At 36.9% G+C, this 21903-nt stretch carries 22 protein-coding genes and 1 other annotated feature; all 22 genes read left to right on the top strand.

The features are described 5' to 3' along the window. Positions 1–30 precede the first annotated feature (30 nt). The 22 genes from NQ185_RS03980 (at position 31) to ileS (ending at position 21898) form a co-directional block, all read left to right on the top strand. Positions 31–1482 (top strand): UDP-N-acetylmuramoyl-L-alanyl-D-glutamate--2,6-diaminopimelate ligase, encoded by a 1452-nt coding sequence (locus tag NQ185_RS03980; protein ID WP_257580255.1) that lies wholly within the window; start codon positions 31–33, stop codon positions 1480–1482. Between the two features lie 4 nt (positions 1483–1486). Continuing rightward, positions 1487–1921 carry a hypothetical protein gene (locus NQ185_RS03975; protein ID WP_257580254.1) on the top strand — a complete coding sequence of 145 codons (435 nt, stop codon included), beginning with the start codon at positions 1487–1489 and terminating at the stop codon, positions 1919–1921. Further along, positions 1918–2892, top strand: a complete 975-nt coding sequence (mraY, locus tag NQ185_RS03970; protein ID WP_257580253.1) for a phospho-N-acetylmuramoyl-pentapeptide-transferase — start codon at positions 1918–1920, stop codon at positions 2890–2892. Before NQ185_RS03975 ends, mraY begins: the two co-directional genes overlap by 4 nt. A gap of 1 nt (position 2893) precedes the next feature. Next, positions 2894–4255 carry a UDP-N-acetylmuramoyl-L-alanine--D-glutamate ligase gene (gene murD, locus NQ185_RS03965; RefSeq protein ID WP_257580252.1) on the top strand — a complete coding sequence of 454 codons (1362 nt, stop codon included), beginning with the start codon at positions 2894–2896 and terminating at the stop codon, positions 4253–4255. A gap of 79 nt (positions 4256–4334) precedes the next feature. Next, positions 4335–5435, top strand: a complete 1101-nt coding sequence (spoVE, locus tag NQ185_RS03960) for a stage V sporulation protein E (RefSeq protein WP_257580250.1) — start codon at positions 4335–4337, stop codon at positions 5433–5435. Positions 5436–5578: 143 nt separating this feature from the next. Next, positions 5579–6679, top strand: a complete 1101-nt coding sequence (gene murG / locus NQ185_RS03955; RefSeq protein ID WP_257580249.1) for an undecaprenyldiphospho-muramoylpentapeptide beta-N-acetylglucosaminyltransferase — start codon at positions 5579–5581, stop codon at positions 6677–6679. Between the two features lie 37 nt (positions 6680–6716). Then, positions 6717–7493: a cell division protein FtsQ/DivIB gene (locus tag NQ185_RS03950; RefSeq protein WP_257580248.1), complete on the top strand. Its 777-nt coding sequence runs from the start codon at positions 6717–6719 to the stop codon at positions 7491–7493. Then, positions 7471–8178, top strand: coding sequence for a DUF881 domain-containing protein (locus NQ185_RS03945; protein WP_257580247.1), 708 nt, complete (start codon positions 7471–7473; stop codon positions 8176–8178). Before NQ185_RS03950 ends, NQ185_RS03945 begins: the two co-directional genes overlap by 23 nt. Continuing rightward, positions 8175–8903, top strand: coding sequence for a DUF881 domain-containing protein (locus tag NQ185_RS03940; protein ID WP_307000016.1), 729 nt, complete (start codon positions 8175–8177; stop codon positions 8901–8903). Before NQ185_RS03945 ends, NQ185_RS03940 begins: the two co-directional genes overlap by 4 nt. A 1-nt stretch (position 8904) precedes the next feature. Further along, the gene (locus tag NQ185_RS03935) at positions 8905–9261 is read left to right on the top strand and encodes a small basic family protein (RefSeq protein WP_257580246.1); all 357 of its coding nucleotides are present in this window, start codon (positions 8905–8907) and stop codon (positions 9259–9261) included. A gap of 129 nt (positions 9262–9390) precedes the next feature. After that, entirely contained in the window at positions 9391–10680 is a 1290-nt protein-coding gene (gene ftsA, locus NQ185_RS03930; RefSeq protein ID WP_257580245.1) for a cell division protein FtsA, read from the top strand. 38 nt (positions 10681–10718) lie between these two features. Further along, the gene (gene ftsZ / locus NQ185_RS03925) at positions 10719–11852 is read left to right on the top strand and encodes a cell division protein FtsZ (protein ID WP_257580243.1); all 1134 of its coding nucleotides are present in this window, start codon (positions 10719–10721) and stop codon (positions 11850–11852) included. Positions 11853–12713: 861 nt separating this feature from the next. Continuing rightward, a complete protein-coding gene (gene spoIIGA / locus NQ185_RS03920; protein WP_257580242.1) occupies positions 12714–13640 on the top strand; it encodes a sigma-E processing peptidase SpoIIGA in 927 nt (308 codons plus the stop codon). A 32-nt stretch (positions 13641–13672) separates the two neighbouring features. Further along, on the top strand, positions 13673–14398 hold the full coding sequence (gene sigE / locus NQ185_RS03915) for an RNA polymerase sporulation sigma factor SigE (protein ID WP_373370770.1): 726 nt from the start codon (positions 13673–13675) through the stop codon (positions 14396–14398). Positions 14399–14745: 347 nt separating this feature from the next. After that, entirely contained in the window at positions 14746–15522 is a 777-nt protein-coding gene (gene sigG, locus NQ185_RS03910) for an RNA polymerase sporulation sigma factor SigG (protein WP_257580240.1), read from the top strand. A 115-nt stretch (positions 15523–15637) separates the two neighbouring features. Next, positions 15638–15913 carry a YlmC/YmxH family sporulation protein gene (locus NQ185_RS03905; RefSeq protein WP_213123140.1) on the top strand — a complete coding sequence of 92 codons (276 nt, stop codon included), beginning with the start codon at positions 15638–15640 and terminating at the stop codon, positions 15911–15913. Positions 15914–16015: 102 nt separating this feature from the next. Further along, entirely contained in the window at positions 16016–16687 is a 672-nt protein-coding gene (locus NQ185_RS03900) for a YggS family pyridoxal phosphate-dependent enzyme (RefSeq protein WP_257580239.1), read from the top strand. 17 nt (positions 16688–16704) lie between these two features. After that, the gene (locus NQ185_RS03895) at positions 16705–17157 is read left to right on the top strand and encodes a cell division protein SepF (RefSeq protein WP_257580238.1); all 453 of its coding nucleotides are present in this window, start codon (positions 16705–16707) and stop codon (positions 17155–17157) included. Between the two features lie 5 nt (positions 17158–17162). Continuing rightward, entirely contained in the window at positions 17163–17423 is a 261-nt protein-coding gene (locus NQ185_RS03890) for a YggT family protein (RefSeq protein ID WP_257580237.1), read from the top strand. Positions 17424–17441: 18 nt separating this feature from the next. After that, entirely contained in the window at positions 17442–18218 is a 777-nt protein-coding gene (locus NQ185_RS03885) for a YlmH family RNA-binding protein (protein WP_257580236.1), read from the top strand. Positions 18219–18314: 96 nt separating this feature from the next. Then, positions 18315–18824 (top strand): DivIVA domain-containing protein, encoded by a 510-nt coding sequence (locus NQ185_RS03880; protein WP_257580235.1) that lies wholly within the window; start codon positions 18315–18317, stop codon positions 18822–18824. 41 nt (positions 18825–18865) lie between these two features. Then, positions 18866–19094, top strand: a binding site (T-box leader). A gap of 44 nt (positions 19095–19138) precedes the next feature. Continuing rightward, on the top strand, positions 19139–21898 hold the full coding sequence (gene ileS / locus NQ185_RS03875) for an isoleucine--tRNA ligase (RefSeq protein ID WP_257580234.1): 2760 nt from the start codon (positions 19139–19141) through the stop codon (positions 21896–21898). The last annotated feature ends 5 nt before the right edge of the window (positions 21899–21903 follow it).

Raw genomic sequence — 21903 nt, 5'->3', positions numbered from 1 at the left:
TTAGAGAGGTGCCCGAAAGGACTGAATAAATTGAGATTACATACACTTTTACAATCCATTCCATTTATAAAGATGCCGGATGATAATCCCGAAATCACTAGTATTGTGAACAATAATAGAAAAGTGACCCCCGGATGTTTATTTATTTGTATAACTGGCCATGTGTTTGATGGGCATACTTTTGCAAAGGAAGCCGTTGAAAACGGGGCTGCAGCAATATTGTCCGAAAGAAACTTGGATTTAAATGTTCCAGTCATTGTTGTAAAAGATACTAAAAGAGCAATGGCAATACTGGCAGATGCTTTTTATGGGCACCCAACCAAACAGTTACATTTGATTGGTATTACCGGTACAAATGGAAAGACTACGACCAGCCATTTAATTGAATCTATATTCCGGGAATATAAGAAAGTTACTGGATTAATTGGAACTATTTATATGAAAATAGGAGATAAGACAATCGAAACAAAGAATACGACTCCTGATAGTCTTGTCCTTCAATCTGTTTTTCATAACATGGTTAATGAAAAGGTTGATACTGCTATTATGGAGGTATCGTCCCATGCTTTAGTGCAAGGAAGAGTGAATGGCTGCGACTATGATGTAGCTATTTTTACAAACTTATCACAGGATCATCTTGATTATCACCATACTATGGAAGAGTATAGACTTGCAAAGAGCCTTTTATTTTCTAAACTTGGAAACTCCTATGATAAAAATAAAAAGTTTGCTGTATTAAATGCAGATGATGAAGCCAGCAAGAAATTTATAGTCGAAACATCGGCTCATATTGTAACATATGGGATAGATTCACCGTCAGATTTTATGGCAAGTAATATTATTCTTGAAAATGGCGGTACTAGCTTTTCCCTTCACACGCCTGAAGGGGAAAAGAAAGTTACCCTTAAATTAATGGGTAGGTTTAATATATATAATGCGCTTGCTTCTATTGCAGCTGCATACGCATCGAATATTCCTCTAGATCTTATCGTTCAAGCGATTGAAAAGGCAACTGGAGTACCAGGAAGATTTGAATCAGTAAACGGCGGGCAAGATTTTTCAGTCATCGTAGATTATGCGCATACACCTGAAGCTCTCGAAAATGTACTAAAGACAATCCAACAATTTGCTAATAAGCGAATATTTGCAATCGTAGGCTGTGGAGGAGATAGAGATCCTTCCAAGCGTCAGTTGATGGCTAATATTGCCTGTAAGTATTCAACTGATCCAATTTTCACTTCTGATAACCCAAGGAGTGAAGATCCGTTAGCGATTTTAAATGATATGGAAACAGGAGCGGTAGGAAATTATCTAATGATTCCAGATCGTGCGGAAGCCATTAAGGCGGCTATTGAAACAGCAAGTAATGGCGATGTCGTATTAATCGCTGGAAAAGGACATGAAACATATCAAATTATTGGTGATCAAGTATTTGATTTTGATGATCGGATTATCGCATTAAAGGCAATAAAGGAGCGATAATTGCATGCTCACGTATCGTGATGTGGTGAAGCTTTATCCCAATACTAAAGGCGTTAAAGTAAGTACATTAATATATAGAAGCTTATCTTTTGACAGCTCGATTGAACAAGAAAAAGGATTGTTTATAGCATCAAATACGGATAGCAATCTTTTAAAAGCGATTGGAAATGGGGCTGTTTCTACAATTTGGCCCAGAAACATTCCAATCCCTGCTTATACACCTAACGATTTTCCTGTTATATATGTAGATGATTCAGTTGAAGCAATGGTAAAGCTAGTCCGCAAATATACAGGAAAAATTACTTTAAATAAATGTGGAGAAAGAGCGATAATGATGTTTTCTGAACAAAATTTACAAAAAGATAGTATTTATTATGAGATTTATTGTTTATTGAAGGAAAATGAAGTTAGTAAGGAAATGAGGAATGAGGGTCAATGATGGAAAAGGTTATATTATTTGCACTTATAATGGGTTTTCTGATTACGGTTTTACTATCACCCCTCTTTATCCCATTTCTTAGAAGGTTAAAATTCGGTCAAAGCATTCGTATAGAAGGGCCTAAATCCCATCAAAAAAAGAGTGGCACGCCTACAATGGGTGGTATTTTAATTGTAATATCTGTTATTATTACCTCTCTCGTCATGACGTGGAAATACTCGGAGCCGAGTTTGGAAATTTATTTGCTGTTATTCGTTTTATTCGGATACGGTTTACTCGGTTTTCTAGATGATTTTATTAAAATCGCCCTAAAAAGAAATCTAGGATTGACATCGAAGCAAAAACTGTTTGGTCAAATAGTTATAGCTCTCGTTTTTTATATTGTCTTAAAGATAAATGATTTCTCTACATCAATTTCTATTCCTTTTACTGATTTCTCATTAGAACTAGGTTGGGTTTATCCATTATTTGTCATTTTCTGGCTTGTTGGGTTTTCAAATGCTGTCAATTTAACAGATGGACTTGATGGTTTGTTGTCGGGTACTGCTGCAATTGCATTTGGGGCTTTTGCTATTTTAGCTTGGAGCGTGTCGCAATATGATATATCTGTATTTGCAGTAGCAGTTGTTGGAGCTGTTCTTGGCTTCCTTGTATTTAATGCTCATCCAGCAAAAGTTTTTATGGGGGATACAGGATCCCTTGCACTTGGTGGAGCTATAGCAGCAATTGCCATTTTAATAAAAATGGAATTGATACTTATTATCATCGGGGGAATTTTTGTTATCGAGACATTGTCGGTTATATTACAAGTAGCTTCCTTTAAAACTACTGGTAAACGTATATTTAAAATGAGCCCTTTGCATCACCATTATGAATTATCTGGCTGGTCTGAATGGCGTGTAGTTGTTACTTTTTGGACGGTCGGTCTTCTTTGTTCAATTTTAGGAATATATATTGAGGTGTGGATGTAGCATGTTAACAGTAAATGATTATCATTATAAAAAAGTACTTGTATTAGGGCTTGCGAAAAGTGGAGTCGTAGCTGCATCTCTTTTGCATCAACTTGGAGCTTTTGTGACCGTTAATGATTATAAACCTTTCGAAGAGAATCCCGATGCTCAGGGGCTGCTTGAACAGGGAATAAAGGTTGTTTGCGGCAGCCATCCAGTTGAACTGCTTGATGAAGGATTTGAACTAATCGTGAAAAATCCTGGGATTCCTTATTCGAATCCACTCGTTCAAGGAGCAGTGGAACTTGGAATACCGATTTTGACAGAAGTTGAATTGGCTTATCAAATATCTGAAGCAGATATTATTGGGATTACAGGGACAAATGGTAAAACAACGACTACGACTTTAATTTATGAAATGTTAGGCAAAGCAAGTCGTAATCCTTTAATCGCTGGAAATATTGGTACAGTTGCTTCTGAAGTTGCCCAGAAAGCGACTCCCGACAATACGATGGTCGTTGAATTATCATCCTTTCAATTAATGGGAATTAATACGTTTAGGCCTCATATTGCCATTGTTACAAATTTATATGAGGCTCATCTTGACTACCATGAGAGCTGGAATGAGTATGCATGCGCTAAAATGAACATTACTAAAAATCAACTTGAAACTGATTACGTTATCGTAAATGCTGATCAAAAGGAACTGATGGAGTTGATTAGCTTCACGAAAGCAAAAATCATTCCTTTTTCAACAAAGAACTATTTACAAGAAGGTGCTTCAATTAGGAACGGAATGCTTAACTTTAAGGGAGAAGATATTATAAGCTTGGATGAGATCGTTTTGCCCGGTGCTCATAATTTAGAAAATATTTTATCCGCCACAGCTGCGGTTAAGCTTCTCGATGTGGATAATGAGTCTATATGCAAGGTATTAACTACGTTTACAGGTGTTAAGCATAGAACTCAGTTTGTTGAAGAAATCAACGGAAGAAAATTTTATAATGATTCAAAGGCAACGAATATACTGGCTGCATCGAGTGCCTTAAACGCATTCGAAGAACCGGTTATACTCCTAGCAGGCGGACTTGATCGCGGTAATACATTCGAGGATTTGATCCCTGCTTTACATGGTGTAAAAGCACTCATCCTTTTTGGTGAAACAGCAGAAAAAATTGAAAAAGCCGGGACGGCGGCGGGAATAGAAACAATTCTTCGTGTCAACAATGTAGAAGATGCAGTACCTGCCGCATATGAAATATCAAATACCGGAGATGTTGTTTTGCTTTCGCCTGCATGTGCAAGTTGGGATCAATATAGAACATTTGAAGTTCGCGGTGATATTTTTATCGAGGCAGTGCATAAACTTAAAAAGAGCAGTTAATAAAAGAGCATGCAAATTGGACAAAACACCTAGAATGCTCAAATAACTCTCAAATATTGAGTATGCAGAGGTGTTAGAATTGCCCGTAAAAAAAACAGCCCCTGATTTTATATTGATTTTCTCAACGCTTTTATTATTAGCTATTGGACTTATCATGGTTTACAGTGCAAGTGCCATATGGGCTAATTATAAATTCGCCGACTCTTTTTTCTTTGCGAAAAGGCAGCTTCTTTTCGCTGGTCTTGGTTTTGCAGCAATGTTTATGGTGATGAATATAGACTACTGGGTTATTAAAAAATGGGCCAAGCCCTTATTGATCATCTGTTTTATATTGCTGGTAGCTGTATTGATCCCTGGAATTGGGATGGAAAGAAATGGGTCTCAAAGCTGGATTGGCGTCGGAGCTTTTTCTATACAGCCTTCTGAATTTATCAAACTCGCAATGATTGCTTTTTTAGCGAAGTTTCTTTCTGAACATCAACGTTATATCACAACTGTTAAAAAGGGTTTATTTCCTACGTTAGGCTTGGTTTTCTTAGCTTTTGGAATGATTATGCTTCAACCGGATTTGGGAACTGGAACAGTAATGGTTGGGACATGCGTGATAATGATATTTATCGCAGGAGCGAGAATAGCACATTTTGTTGTTCTCGGTTTTCTTGGCATAACAGGTTTTGTTGCTCTTGTAATTTCTGCTCCGTACAGGATTGCAAGAATCACTTCATTTCTTGATCCATGGCAGGATCCGCAAAATACTGGATTTCAAATCATCCAGTCCTTGTACGCAATTGGTCCAGGTGGATTATTTGGATTGGGACTTGGAGAAAGCAGGCAGAAATTTTTCTACTTGCCCGAACCTCAAACCGATTTTATTTTTGCTATCCTCGCGGAAGAACTTGGTTTTATCGGTGGAAGTCTCGTTCTGCTTTTATTTGCTCTCCTTTTATGGAGGGGAATAAGAATTGCACTCGGTGCCCCTGATCTGTTTGGAAGTTTTCTTGCTGTCGGGATTATATCGATGATTGCGATACAGGTGATGATTAATATCGGGGTTGTAACAGGGCTAATGCCTGTAACAGGAATAACATTGCCATTTCTAAGCTACGGCGGATCTTCACTGACTTTAATGCTGATGGCTATAGGGATACTTCTAAACATAAGCCGATATTCAAAAATATGATTGATTACTGAACCTTCATTAGGTTCTTTTTTTTATTCTTTTTTTATTACAATTACGTTAAGAACACTTCTTTATAGTGAAAAATATAGTAAGATAATAATTAAGTTTATTTTTTATAGATTACTGCTGATAGAGGTGGCAAAATGAAGGTCGTTGTAAGTGGCGGCGGTACAGGAGGGCATATATATCCTGCACTTGCCTTAATAAAAACAATTAAAAAACAAAACCCAAATGTTGAATTTTTATATATTGGAACAGAAAAAGGTCTTGAAGCGAAAATTATTGGACGTGAAAACATTGCTTTTAAGGCGATTAATATTACGGGTTTTCGTCGTGCATTATCATTTGAAAATGTAAAAACTATTTTTCGATTTTTAAAGGGTGTACGAGATAGTAAAAAAATCTTAAAAAGCTTTAAACCAGATGTTGTCATAGGGACGGGAGGATACGTTTGTGGTCCCGTAGTTTATGCAGCAGCAAAAAGAAAAATTCCGACAGTCATACATGAGCAAAATAGTGTGCCAGGCTTGACCAATAGGTTTTTAAGCCGATATGTAAATAAAGTGGCTATTTGTTTCGAAGAAGTTCGTCCGTTTTTTCCGGATGATAAAGTAGTGATGACAGGAAATCCACGTGCCCAAGAAGTACTAAATTCTAAATCATCTAGCATCTTACAATCTTTTGGATTAAAGGAAAATGTAAATACTGCCCTAGTTGTTGGTGGGAGTAGAGGTGCAAGACCTATTAATGAGGTTGTAATTAAATCACTATCACGACTTTCAAATAAACCATATCAAATCATCTATGCAACAGGCGAAGTCCATTATGAAGAAGTCTTGAAGGAAGCCACTTTATTAGGGACAAATGAAAATGTCGCTATCGTCCCATTTATCCATAATATGGAGGAAGTTCTTGCATCGATTGATGTTGTTGTTGGACGTGCTGGAGCGACATCACTTGCTGAAATAACTGCACTTGGAATACCTTCCATTTTAATCCCAAGTCCTTATGTAACAAATAACCATCAAGTAAAAAATGCAACTGCTCTAGTCAATAATGGTGCAGCCATAATGCTCGAAGAAAGTGATTTATCTTGCAATAGATTTATCGAAGCTCTAGATTCCATTTTATTGGACGATAATAAAAAAATAACAATGGGGGAAGCAGCAAAGAAGCTGGGCATCCCTGATTCCGCTAATAAACTATTTACTTTATTATTAGAACTTGTAAAGCATGAACGGTAATTATAAAGATATATGAGGCATAAAAGGGGTAGTGTGTATGGAAAAAGGGAAAGTTCTATCCCTAGAAGACAGGATTCCTAAAATAAAAGAACATCGAAGACGAAAGGCAAATAGGCGGCTAATTTTTTTGCTTACTTTATTCTTTCTTCTTATTGCCTGTGTAGTATATATTCAATCCCCACTCAGTCAAATCAATAAAATTGATGTGAACGGAATTGAACTAGTAACAAAAGAGGACGCCATAAATAGCTCAGCCCTACAAAAGGGTCAAAATATTTGGAAAATAAATAAGAAACAAGTTGCGAAAAAATTAATGTCTATTCCTGAGATAAAGCATGCAGAGGTTCTTATGGAATTTCCTAATAATATTGTCATCAATATTAAGGAATATTCACCAATTGCCCTCCTTAAGTCAGAAAAAGATTTTCATCCAGTGTTGGAAAACGGGACGATTCTTAAGAATAATACTAATCTTACCGATGCACCTTTACTATTTAGTTTCAAAGAAGGGGCAATTTTGGAAGACCTTGCAGCACAATTAAAAATGTTCCCATCAGAAATATTAAATTCCGTCTCTGAAGTTCATTATGATCCAAAAGAAACGGACAAGTATCATGTTTATTTATTTATGAACGATGGCTTTGAAGTAAATGCAACAATCACCACACTTGCAGCAAAAATGATTCATTATCCTTCGATTGTCAGTCAATTAGACCCTAAAGTAAAAGGGGTAATAGATTTAGAAGTTGGTTCTTTTTTCAAAGCGTATGATCTTGAAGAGGAGGAAATTAATGCAGCGGAAGAAGAAAGGTAAATATGTTGTTTTTTCTTTAGTCTTCTTAGTTTTTGGCTTCATTATTGCCTTCTCCTACAGTCAATCAAGTAAAGAAGATGCTAACTCCCATAAAATTACAGATAGACAATATGTAATGCAAAACAATTTACGAAAACAAATTATACTAGCCCAAGATAAAAACAGAGAACTCCAAAAAGATTTAAATGAAAAACAAATATCTGTTCGTAATTACGAAAAAGATTTATCTAAGGAAGAAGAAATGTTTTCCGGTTTGGCCGAAGATGCAGAAAAATATCGGATGTTTCTTGGAAAGATGAAGGTAAAAGGTTCTGGCATTGAAGTTAGTCTCGAGGATGGAGAATACAATCAAAGCGAAGATGCGAACAATTATATTGTTCATGAACACCATGTTTTCAAAGTAGTAAATGAACTGTACATAGCTGGTGCTTCCGCAATATCAATTAATGGACAACGCCTAAATCATAATTCATACATTTATTGCAACGGTCCTGTCATAACGGTTGATGGTAATCCATATCCTGCCCCGTTTAAAATTGTGGCCATTGGAGATCCCAATAATCTAATATCTGCTCTTAATATTTCGGGTGGTGTTCGGGATCAGATTGTCAATGATAACATTATTTTTTCAATAGAAAAGAAAAAGCAAATTTTATTTGAACCGGTATTAGGAGAATCATCATGATGGGTAATCAAGCTAAAATTTATATTACAGTTATAACCATAATTATTGGTTTTATGATTGCCATCCAATTTAAAACGGTTCATGAACCTACGACAAGAGATACAAGGGATTTATGGGAGCTTCGTGAAACTTTATCCAATGAAATGAAGCTTCAGTCTAGGTTGCTGGAAGAAATTCGTCTCCATGATAAAAGAATAAATGATTATGCTTCTGAAATTGAAGGAAGCAAAGAACAAGCACTAAAACAGACATTAGAGCAATTAAAAAAAGAAATAGGGCTGACAGAAGTAGAAGGACCTGGAATTGTATTAACAATTGACTCCATTGATAAGGCTTTGCTTTTAGGTCAAAGGGTAAATTCAGTATCACCTATGAATTTAAAACGCCTGATTAATGAAATAAATATGTATGGGGCAAAGGATATATCAATAGATGGTGAAAGACTAATTAATACAACGGTAATACGAGATATTAACGGTGAAACAAAGGTCGGAACCCATTCTTTAAAAACACTTCCCTTTCATATTCATATTACGACAGAAAATATGGGAGTAGCTGAGAAAATGTATAATAGAATGCAGATTTCCGCAATAAAGGATGACTTTTTTATTGATAATTTAAAGGTTGAAATATCCAAACCAAATAAATCCGTCGTTGTTCCCGCCTATGTTGATCCAATAAAAATACATGGGATGACACCAGTCGAAGAAAAAGAGGATAGCTAATATGTGGCTGCCCGTTGTAGGATTATTATTAGGAGTATTATTAGGATTAATGACAGATGTAAAAATTCCGGAAGAATATGCAAATTATTTATCCATCGCAGTATTGGCTGCCTTAGATACATTATTTGGTGGAATTAGAGCATATTTACAAAATATTTACGATAATCGTGTTTTTGTTTCGGGATTTTTCTTTAATATTATACTTGCTGCAAGTTTAGCTTTTCTAGGTGTTCATCTTGGTGTAGACTTGTACTTAGCAGCTGTTTTTGCATTTGGGGTTAGGTTATTTCAAAATATAGCTGTCATCCGCAGAATTTTAATAAATAAATGGGCTAATACTAGAGAAAATTCTAAATAAATATTATTATTAAACAGGAAAATAAAATTAGATGACGAATAATTCTTAATAAGTAAACTCAAGGATGATATGAATGGAAATTATATGCATTAGAATAAGTAATAGCAAGGTAAAAGGGGGTGCCAAAGAATGAATAACAACGAAGTGTATGTCAGCTTAGATATAGGTACGTCCACTGTTAAAGTAATCATCGGGGAAATGTCCAATCATTCGCTGAATATTATTGGAGTTGGGACCGCCAAGGCGGAAGGGATTAGAAGAGGTGCTATTGTCGATATAGACGAGACCGTTCATTCTATTAAAAAGGCAGTAGAGCAGGCTGAAAGAATGATTGGAATGCAAATACGGCAATGTATTGTCGGAATTGCAGGAAATCATATAGGATTGCAACCATGCCATGGTGTTGTGGCTGTTTCAAGTGAGAATAGAGAAATAGGTGACGATGACGTTGCAAGAGTTATCGATGCAGCTGAGGTTATATCTATTCCACCAGACAGAGAGATTATTAATATCATACCGCTTCAGTTTATTGTTGATGGTCTTGAGGAAATTACAGACCCTCGGGGTATGATTGGTGTCAGGCTTGAAATGGAAGGTATCCTCATTACTGGGTCAAAGACGGTCTTACATAACACGCTCCGTTGTGTTGAGCGCTCTGGACTTGAAATTGTCGACATTGTTCTCCAGCCATTGGCATCAGCTTCTTGTGCCCTATCAAAAGATGAACAAAATCTCGGTACAGCTCTAATTGATATGGGTGGTGGATCCACTACATTGACAGTATTTGACCAAGGACACATACTTGATACAGTCGTCATACCAGTAGGCGGGGATCATATCACGAAAGATTTGTCGATAGGACTAAGAACCGCAACAGAAGATGCTGAAAAAATTAAGCTTAAATATGGACATGCCTATTATGATCATGCTTCAGAAGATGAGGTTTTCAGCGTTCCTATAATAGGCAGTGATCAACATCAACAGTTTAATCAGGTTGAGATATCTGATATTATTGAAGCTAGAATGGAAGAAATATTTGAACTCATTCAAAAAGAATTAAGAAGAATGGGAGTATCCGATTTACCGGGAGGGTTTGTATTAACAGGCGGAGTTTCAAACATGCCTGGAGTGATGGAATTAGCGCAAGTTATTTTTCAAAATAGAGTACGTGTTGCGATTCCAGATTATATTGGAGTCAGAGAACCTCAATATACAACAGCTATTGGACTTATAAAACATTCATATAAGAATGCTAGATTACAAGGACGAAATGTTAGTGCTGTGCCTCATCAGTATTCTGATGAACCAAATGAAAAACGCCTAGTCAAGGCATCATCTCAAAACCAAAGAAAAGAGAAGCATCCGGATGAAAAAATCTCCTCAAAAGTAAAGAAGTTTTTTGGATATTTTTTCGAGTAAAAGCATCCCGGTAATTAAACAAAACAGGAGGACTTGCCATGTTGGACTTTGATACAAATTTAGATTCATTAGCAACGATAAAAGTAATAGGCGTTGGTGGTGGCGGTAATAATGCAGTGAACAGAATGATAGAACATGACGTTCAAGGAGTAGAATTTATTGCAGTTAATACCGATGCGCAAGCGCTAAATCTTTCAAAAGCTGAAATTAAAATGCAAATTGGTGCCAAACTAACGAGAGGGCTCGGTGCTGGAGCGAATCCAGAGGTTGGAAAAAAAGCTGCTGAAGAAAGCAAGGAGCAAATCGAAGAGGCACTTAGAGGTGCTGATATGGTATTTGTAACTGCAGGTATGGGTGGCGGAACTGGAACTGGTGCTGCTCCTGTTATTGCCCAAATTGCCAAGGATTTAGGAGCTTTGACAGTAGGAATTGTTACAAGACCATTTACATTTGAAGGCCGTAAACGTGCAAATCAAGCTAGTGGTGGAATTGGAGCAATGAAAGAAGCGGTCGACACACTTATTGTTATTCCAAATGATAGATTGTTGGAAATTGTCGATAAGAGTACGCCGATGCTTGAAGCATTCCGTGAAGCTGATAATGTTTTAAGACAAGGTGTTCAAGGTATTTCTGAGTTGATTGCCGTTCCGGGACTTATCAACCTTGACTTTGCTGATGTTAAAACCATTATGACGAATAAAGGATCTGCCTTGATGGGAATCGGTGTTGCAACGGGTGAAAACCGTGCGGCTGAAGCAGCTAAAAAAGCCATTTCCTCTCCATTGCTTGAGACATCTATCGATGGCGCTCAAGGTGTCTTGATGAATATTTCTGGGGGAACAAATATTAGTTTGTATGAAGTACAAGAAGCTGCGGATATCGTAGCATCGGCTTCGGATCAAGAAGTAAATATGATCTTTGGTTCGGTCATAAACGAAAACTTAAAAGACGAAATTATTGTAACTGTAATTGCAACAGGCTTTAATGAAGCTTCTCCTCAACCTGTTCCACAAAGGTCAACTTTTGGGCAGAGTAAACAAAATACTCAAGCGCAAAGTGTAACTCGTGAACCTAGAAGAGAAGAGGTTCAGGAACAAACAAGATCGAATCAATCTGTTGAAGATACGCTAGACATTCCGACATTTCTACGAAATAGAAATAGAAGAAGATAGATAGGGCGGGAGCTAGACTAAGTAAATATACCTTGAGGTGAAAAAGTAGACCTCTTTATAAGGTATTGTGTTAAAACCTAGCTGTTGGTTTCCGTTCCAGGCGGCTTCGCTTTCCGCGGGCGTGACGGGGAGCCTCCTCGGCGCATTAGCGCCTGTGGGGTCTCCTCAGCCCTGTACTCCCGCGACGGACAGGACGTCCTAGTGTCGGCGTTGGCCACAGGACGTGGCCGTCTTTAGCCGACCAGGAGTCTTCGCCGCCTCCCACTCCAATCAACGGATTTCTTACTTAGGCTCAATTTCAATAGGTATAGTTCCTTATTATTAAAGGGGCTATACCTTTTTTGCTGTTAAGTTTTTACTTTAATTTCAAACCAGTGCGTACTATGACCAAATCTTTCATTTGATGGAATAGATGGATTTTTTTACTACGACTTAGTCATAAATAGCCGTAAATGGACTTAAATATATTTAATTTATATTGTATGCAGGAGGTTGTAACTTGATTTTTAGCAGTTGCATTGATTGAAGCGGAAGGCGGCGACTCCTGAGGGATTAGCGTGACAGGTGAGATCCCGCAGGAGCGTAGCGACGAGGAAGCTCACCGCACGCCCTCCGGAAAGCGTCCGCCTGTAGCGGAAATCAACAGTATTCATGGAATTCCTTTATTAATAGAACCTTTTCAGTGACCTCCTAATGATTTTAAGGGGTATTTTTTTTGACAATTATCGAATAAAATAGTGAAAACTTCTATTTATTCCGTTACAGAAACTGACACATTCCAAAAGATATCTAATTTATACTTTTCATTAAAGCCCTTATCCTATATTTTTAACGCAAATCGGTTTGCTGGAGGAGGTATGCTTGTTTGTATATTTAGATATTATTTTAATGTTAAATTTGCTTATAGATAGCCTTTTACTATGGACTACCTCCATTTTTTTAAAAAGATCGGCACATCCTATTCGAATTATTTTAGGTGGAATATTAGGTTCTCTGCTAATTGTAATGGCAATCACTCCATATTCAACATTTGCAGCTCATCCTCTAGTTAAATTGGCAGTATCAGTCGGAATGATATTAGCAACATTTGGCTATAAAAGGTTTTCTACTTTTTTTTCAAGCCTATTAACCTTTTATTTTGCAACTTTCTTAATGGGTGGTATTTTGATTGGAGCCCATTATTTCCTTACATTTGATTTGGAACTGAAATCCGCTGTAATCATTCAAAGTATACGCGGATATGGCGACCCCGTAAGTTGGCTTTTTTTATTGATTGCTTTCCCAATTGCTTGGCATTTCTCAAAAAGAAGAATAACTGCTATGACCATTTCTAATATCCAATATGATGTACTGATTGATGTTACTATTAAAATTAACGGAATTATTTTGCATTTAAAAGGTTTGATTGATAGCGGTAATCAATTGTACGATCCCATTACAAAGACTCCGGTAATGATTATCTCTATTCATTCTATTAAAAATGAGCTGCCGGCAGAAATTATTGCTATCGCTGAGGATAAAAATAATTTTTATGAATCTGCCTCGTCCCTTCCTCCTGAATGGAGCAGTATCATGAGGTTAATACCTGCAAAGTCTATTGGCAAAAATAATCATCTTCTTTGCGGGTATAAACCAGAGGAAATAGTGTTCCATTCTGAAAACGGGAGTTCATCTATAAAAAAAGCACTCATTGTTTTTGAAAACCAAATATTATCTAAGGATGATAGTTTCCATTGTATTATCCATCCTTATATGATAGCTGGAGCGGTGGATCATCCAGCATCTTAATTTATTTATCTTCTTAGTGTGAAAGGAGGACAATGTTTTTGAAATTATTTCGATTACGTATACAGTATTATTGGTATCGATTTCTTAATAAAATTGGTATAAAATCAGATGAAATTTACTATATTGGTGGAAGTGAAGCACTGCCTCCTCCACTATCCAAAGATGAGGAAGAAGTCCTCTTAAAAAAACTGCCTAATGGAGATAAAACAGCAAGGTCCTTATTAATCGAAAGAAATTTGCGATTAGTTGTATATATTGCTAGAAAATTTGAGAATACGGGCATCAATATAGAGGATTTAATAAGTATCGGAACGATAGGTTTAATAAAAGCAGTAAACACATTTAATCCCGAGAAAAAAATAAAACTTGCTACATATGCATCAAGATGTATAGAAAATGAAATTCTTATGTATTTGCGTAGAAACAATAAAACGAGATCTGAAGTATCATTCGATGAGCCATTGAATATCGATTGGGATGGAAACGAGCTATTATTATCCGATGTATTGGGAACAGACGATGATATTATTACAAAAAATCTTGAGGCAAACGTAGATAAAAAATTACTTTTTACGGCACTTCATAAGTTGTCAGATCGCGAAAAACAAATAATGGAACTAAGATTTGGCCTTACTGGTGGAGAAGAAAAAACACAAAAAGACGTAGCAGATATGCTGGGAATTTCTCAATCATATATTTCCCGTCTTGAAAAACGGATTATCAAAAGACTGCGAAAAGAATTTAATAAAATGGTGTAAGAAAAGCGGAAGCGCCTTGCCCATCGACGTACAAACTTCAGGGCCTTCGACTGAGATAAAGGAAACACGGCGAGGAACGAGCAAGTGAAATTGGCATTTCAAATTTCACCTGATGTTGACTTACGCAAAAGAGAAGGACAAGAAGTTTGCTAGTCGATAGGCGCTGTAGCTAGACAAAGAAAAGCGGAAGCGCCTGTTCAACAGAAAAATAATTTTTAAAGAAAAAAACCAATATCAGTATTGGTTTTTTTCTCTTTTTAGGCATCTTATCTAAAAATGCAAATGCATAGATTTTCCTCCTTCGGAAATACTTAATTTTGTATCAGCTCCTGCAAGGAGGGAATAAGTTGAAGCGAAATAAAGTTGAAATATGCGGTGTGGATACTTCTAAGCTCCCTGTCCTGAAAAATGAAGAAATGCGGGAACTTTTAAGGCAAATGCATCAAGGAGATCGATCTGCAAGAGAAAAATTAGTAAACGGAAATTTAAGACTTGTGTTAAGTGTCATACAAAGGTTTAATAATCGCGGTGAATATGTTGATGATCTTTTTCAGGTAGGCTGTATTGGGTTGATGAAATCAATCGACAACTTTGATCTCAGCCAAAATGTACGATTTTCAACATATGCGGTGCCGATGATAATTGGAGAAATTCGAAGGTACCTAAGAGATAACAACCCTATTAGGGTGTCGCGGTCATTAAGGGACATAGCGTATAAAGCATTACATGTCAGGGAGCGCTTGATGGCGAAAACATCCAGGGAGCCTACATCGGAAGAAATCGCAAAAGAATTGGATATCCCCCATGAAGAGGTTGTATTTGCTTTAGATGCAATTCAAGATCCTGTGTCCTTATTTGAACCGATTTACAATGATGGCGGAGATCCGATTTTTGTAATGGATCAATTAAGTGATGAACGAAGTCGTGACAGTCACTGGATTGAAGAAATAGCACTTCATGATGGATTACAACGATTAAACGAAAGGGAAAAAATGATCATCCGTAAGCGATTTTTCCAAGGCAAGACACAAATGGAAGTTGCTGAGGAAATCGGCATTTCCCAAGCCCAAGTTTCAAGGTTGGAAAAAGCGGCAATTAAGCAAATGAATAAAAATATTCAGTGAATAAGAAAGCATGGTTTCCTATATATGGGAATCATGCTCTTATTTATTTTCGGCATTGTAAAACAGATTTTCCTCGCATACATATAGAATAAATGAAAGAAGGCGAGGAATCGAAATGGTTAGAATTTCTGAATTTCAAACTAAAGATGTTGTAAATATTTCCGACGGCCGCAAACTTGGAAATATTGGAGATATTGAAATTAACCTCGAAACTGGGAAAATTGAAACCATCATAATTGGTTATTCCGGAAAGTTACTCGGATTTTTTGGGAAAGATGAAGAAATCATTATCCCGTGGAATCATATCGTAAAAGTTGGGGAAGATGTGATTCTTGTTAGACATCAGAATCAACAGTATGTTCAACAACAATTAGAAGTACCTAAAAATTGATATTTCATTATCCGACAGGCGGCTTTTGTGGTACACTAAAGGAAAATATCTTTTCGTGAATTTTTGACAAGATCAGAAACGAAAAAGTAGGAGCTATCATTCATGAAAGTGGAAAAGAAGTTCGCTCTTATTAAAGAGAATATTGAATCAGCATGTAAAAGAGCGAATAGAAAACCTGAAGATGTTACTGTTGTGGCAGTTACAAAATATGTATCTACGGAAAGAGCCATTGAAGCATTCAATGCAGGGATTGAACATTTCGGAGAAAATAGAGAAGAGGGCCTGACTTCTAAATGGGAGATACTGGAAGGCAGGCCGATATGGCATTTTATTGGGACTCTTCAATCACGTAAGGTAAAAAATATCATTGATAAAGTTACATATATCCACTCGCTGGACAGGCTATCTTTAGCTAAAGAAATCCAAAGGCGGGCGAAAACTCGCATTAAATGCTTTGTCCAAGTCAATGTTTCGGGTGAAGATACAAAACATGGGATCAATCCAGATGAAGTTATTCCGTTTATACGCCAATTAGATTCATACACAAATATTCAAATCGTAGGGCTCATGACGATGGCGCCCAATACTAGCGATGAAGACGCGCTTCGGAACTGTTTTCGCAGCTTGAAGGAAATACAAGAAGAGGTAAAGAAAATAAATCTTGATTATGCTCCATGTAACGAATTATCGATGGGGATGTCAAATGATTATATGATTGCAATAGAGGAAGGAGCCACATTCGTCCGAATTGGAACCGCTCTTGTCGGTGAATAAAGAAGGAGGTTAAACTCGTGGGAATAAAGTCAAAATTTAAAAATTTTTTTCTGCTTGAAGATGAATATGATGACTATATTGAAGAAGAAAAAATTGTAAAGGAGAATCCGAAAGTGCCCGAACAGGAACTAAGCTCTCCAAAAACACGGAAGCAAAATGTTGTAAGCCTTCAAAGTGTACAAAACTCTTCAAAAATGATTCTTATTGAGCCAAGAGTCTATGCAGAAGCCCAGGAAGTGGCAGACCATCTTGTAAACAGGCGTGCTGTAGTTGTTAATTTGCAACGAATTCAACATGACCAAGCTGTTAGAATTGTTGATTTTCTTAGTGGTGCAGTATACGCCATTGGTGGAGATATTCAAAGAGTAGGAAAAGATATATTTTTATGTACTCCTGATAATGTTGAGGTATCGGGAAATATATCAGAGCTGATAGAAGAAAAAGATTATCATGATTCGAGGTGGACATAAGTAAAATGGATGTGATCATTAATCTCATTAGTACAGCAATTTCTTTATATTCATGGGTTTTAATTATTTATATATTGATGAGTTGGTTTCCAAACTCACGAGAAACTTCATTTGGGCAGCTTTTAGCTAAAATATGTGAACCTTATCTTGAACCTTTTAGAAGGTTTGTTCCTCCAATCGGAATGATTGATATATCACCACTTGTAGCTTTTTTTGTTTTGAACCTTGCATCAAGAGGGTTAGTCCAAGTAAGTGGATGGTTTTAACAATACGGAGTGTGAACAATGTCTGTCATTTACCAGCATTTTAGACCAGAAGAAAAAGAATTTATTGATCAAGTTGTGAGCATGCAGCATTATGTTGAAAATACATATGCGGAGAAACTGACTGACTTTCTTGACCCGCGCCAACAATATATTCTTAAATCAATTATTGGGGAGAACAATGAAATTAAGTACCTTTTTTTCGGAGGCACTGAAAATTGTGAAAGAAAAAGAGCATTAATCTTCCCCACTTATTTACAACCAAGCGATGACGATTTCACAATTACTTTATTTGAAATAGACTATCCTAAAAAGTTTGTGCAAATTGACCATCGTATGGTCTTAGGTTCGCTTATGTCCCTCGGTTTAAAAAGAGAGAAATTTGGCGATATTATCATTAATGGAGACCGTGTCCAGTTTTTTATGGCAAATGAAGTGGAGGACTATGTTATCCATCAGCTGAATTCAATCGGCAAAGCGAAAGTAAGCGTAACAAAACAAGATATGCAGAATGCGATTATTTCAGATGAAAACTGGAAAGAAAAAGAAACAACAGCAAGTTCGTTACGCTTAGATGTCATTTTGGCTGCAACTTTTAATATTTCCAGACAAAAAGCTCAAAGCTTAGTTCAGCAAGGACATACGAAGGTAAATTGGGAAACTGTGGAGCGAACAGCTTTTGAATGTGGAGAAGGAGATGTCCTTTCTGCACGAGGATATGGAAGATGTAGTTTATTATCGATTCAAGGAAAGACGAAAAAAGACAAATTACGAATAAAAGTCGGTTTATTAAAATAAATTTTTAAAAAATGAAAAGATTCTACCCATATATAGTCGGAATTTTGTATAATATAAATAAATATGTGGAAGAAAGACCGTCGTGGAGGTGGCATAATGTCGTTAACGCCAGTTGATATACATAATAAAGAGTTCAGTAGAGGTTTTCGTGGTTATGATGAAGATGAAGTAAACGAGTTTTTAGATCAAGTCATTAAAGAATTTGAACTTATTATTCGTGAGAAAAAAGAATTGGAAGATAAATTAGTTTCTTTGAATGAACGTTTAGGGCATTTCAGCACAATTGAAGATACTTTGCATAAGTCAATTGTCGTAGCTCAGGAAGCAGCCGAAGAAGTTAGAGGAAATGCACAAAAAGAGGCAAAGCTAATCATTCGTGAAGCAGAAAAAAATGCTGATAGAATCGTGAATGAATCTTTATCAAAAGCACGTAAAGTTGCACTGGAAATTGAGGATTTGAAAAAACAATCCAAAGTGTTTAGAACAAGATTTAAATTATTGATCGAGGCTCAACTCGATCTCCTCGGCAGTGATGACTGGGAACATTTAATGGAGTATGAAATCGATGCTTCAGAATTAAAATCTCTTCAAGAAGTTGAAGATTGACTTCCAATAGTTGTGAGCATATAATAATGAATACCTATTTTATAAAAACGATGACAGGGACAGTACAATTCTTGTAAACCTATAACAGCGATTCAGGGATAGTGTAAGCCTGGAATAGGAGAGAAATGGAAAATCACCCTTGAGTTCTTAATTCGAAAGCATGATGTTAGTAGATGAAAGCGGCCAATCCACGATACGGAAAATTGAGTGGGCAATAATAATTTGCTTATTTGGGTGGTACCGCGGGAAATATACCTTCTCGTCCCTTTATTGGGATGAGAAGGTTTTTTATTTTTATACTGGAGGTTTTAAACATGGAATATAAAGACACGTTATTAATGCCGAAAACAGAATTTCCGATGCGAGGAAACTTGCCTAAAAAAGAGCCGGAAATCCAAGCCCGTTGGGAAGAATTGAATATTTACAATAAAGTACAGGAACGTACGAAAGGCAGACCTCTATTTGTTTTACATGATGGGCCTCCTTATGCAAACGGAGATCTCCATATGGGGCATGCTTTGAATAAAACATTAAAGGATTTTATTGTTCGTTATAAATCAATGAGCGGATATTGCGCTCCATATGTACCGGGGTGGGATACGCACGGTTTGCCAATTGAACAGGCATTAACGAATAAAGGCGTCAAGCGCAAAGAAATGACGGTTGCTGAATTCAGAGAGCTTTGTACCAAATATGCATATGAACAAATTGATAACCAAAGGCGGGAGTTTAAGCGTCTCGGTGTAAGGGGAGATTGGGAAAATCCTTATATTACTTTAAAACCAGAATATGAAGCACAGCAAATTCAAGTATTTGGAGAAATGGCCAAAAAAGGCTATATTTACAAAGGGAAAAAGCCGGTGTACTGGTCTCCATCTAGTGAATCTGCACTTGCAGAAGCAGAAATTGAATATCAGGATAAACGTTCCCCTTCTGTTTACGTTTCCTTTCAAGTTACAGATGGGAAGAACGTAGTACCTGAAAAATCTAAATTTATCATTTGGACGACAACTCCTTGGACAATTCCAGCAAATCTAGCTATTGCCGTAAACCCAGATTTGGACTATGTTGTTGTTCAAGTGAATGAGAATCAATATATTGTTGCTAAAGACCTTTTAGAGTCCGTAAATTCTGTCCTAAAATGGGAAAATGCAGAAACGGTTCAAACTGTAAAAGGAGCAGAATTAGAAAAAGTAGTTGCTAAACATCCATTTTATGATAGGGAATCCCTTGTCGTTTTAGGTGACCACGTAACGACTGATTCCGGTACAGGATGTGTTCATACAGCTCCTGGGCATGGGGAAGATGACTTTTATGTTGGACAAAAATATAATCTGGACGTGCTTTGCCCAGTGGATGATAAAGGCCATATGACAGAAGAGGCACCGGGTTTTGAAGGATTATTTTACGATGCGGCGAATAAGCCAATTACTGAAAAACTTGAAGAGGCTGGAGCACTACTTAAATTAGAGTTTATCACGCACTCATATCCACATGATTGGAGAACGAAAAAACCGGTTATTTTCAGAGCTACTTCGCAATGGTTTGCATCGATCAAGGATTTCCGTCCGGAACTACTTGAAGCCATTAAAGAAGTAAAATGGGTTCCGAATTGGGGAGAAACAAGGCTTTATAATATGGTTAGAGACCGTGGCGATTGGTGTATTTCTAGACAGCGCGTATGGGGAGTTCCGATTCCTGTGTTCTATGCTGAAAATGGTGATATTATCATCACAGATGAGACAATTTCCCATGTTTCAACATTATTTAGAGAGCATGGATCAAATATTTGGTTTGAAAAAGAAGCTGTGGACCTTTTGCCTGACAGTTTTACACATCCTGGAAGTCCTAATGGGATCTTCACTAAAGAAACCGACATTATGGATGTTTGGTTTGACTCAGGCTCTTCACATCAAAGCGTGCTTGTAGAAAGAGATGATCTAAAGCGCCCTGCTGATCTATATTTGGAAGGATCTGACCAATATAGAGGCTGGTTTAACTCATCGCTTACAACCTCTGTTGCCGTAACAGGCAAAGCTCCTTATAAAGGTGTTTTGAGCCATGGATTTGTTCTTGATGGTGAAGGCAGAAAAATGAGTAAATCTTTAGGAAATGTTATTGTTCCCGCGAAGGTGACGAACCAACTTGGAGCGGAAATTGTTCGTCTTTGGGTTTCATCCGTTGATTATCAAGCAGATGTACGCGTATCTGATGCAATTTTGAAACAAGTAAGCGAGGTATACCGTAAAATCCGTAACACCTTCCGTTTCTTACTTGGGAATCTTGCTGATTTCAATCCTGAAGTAGATGCGATTGAATATAGTAAGCTTAGAGAAGTAGATCAATTTATTTTAGTAAGATTGAACCAATTAATTAAAGACGTGCGGAATTCCTATGAAAACTATGAGTTCATGAACATCTACCATGCAGTGAATAATTTCTGTACATTGGATTTAAGCTCTTTCTATATGGACTTTGCAAAAGATGTATTATATATCGAATCTAAAAACCATTATGAGCGCAGAGCTATGCAGACGGTTATGTATGAAAGTGTTGTTACTCTAACTAAATTACTGTCACCTATTTTACCTCATACTGCGGACGAAGTTTATGCGTTTATTCCAGGTGTAAATGAAGAAAGTGTTCAGCTGACAGATATGCCTGAGTTTAGAGAACTAGATGGTGCCGATAAACTTGAAGATAAATGGTCAGAGTTTTTAAAGCTGCGTGATGACGTCTTAAAAGCATTAGAAGAAGCAAGAAATGAGAAAGTTATTGGAAAATCTTTGACGGCTAAAGTTACTTTATATGTTAATGATGATGTAAAAGCTCTATTGGATAGTCTGTCAGAGAGCATGAATCAATTATTTATCGTTTCTGGTTTTGAAGTAGCTGGATCAGTGGAAGAAGCCCCAAGTAATGCTCTAAAACTCAAGTCCGCTGCGATTATAGTAGAAAAAGCTGAAGGGGAAACATGCGAAAGATGCTGGGTTGTTACACCTGAAGTTGGAAAGGTTCATGAGCACCCAACACTTTGCCTACGTTGTGCATCCGTTGTAAAAGCAGACTATTGATAGAA

The sequence above is a fragment of the Lederbergia panacisoli genome (assembly GCF_024626525.1).
In the GTDB taxonomy this organism is placed as follows: Bacteria; Bacillota; Bacilli; order Bacillales; family Bacillaceae_C; genus Lederbergia; species Lederbergia panacisoli.
Note: the sequence above shows the minus strand (reverse complement) of the source record. Positions and strands in the feature narration are given on the sequence as shown.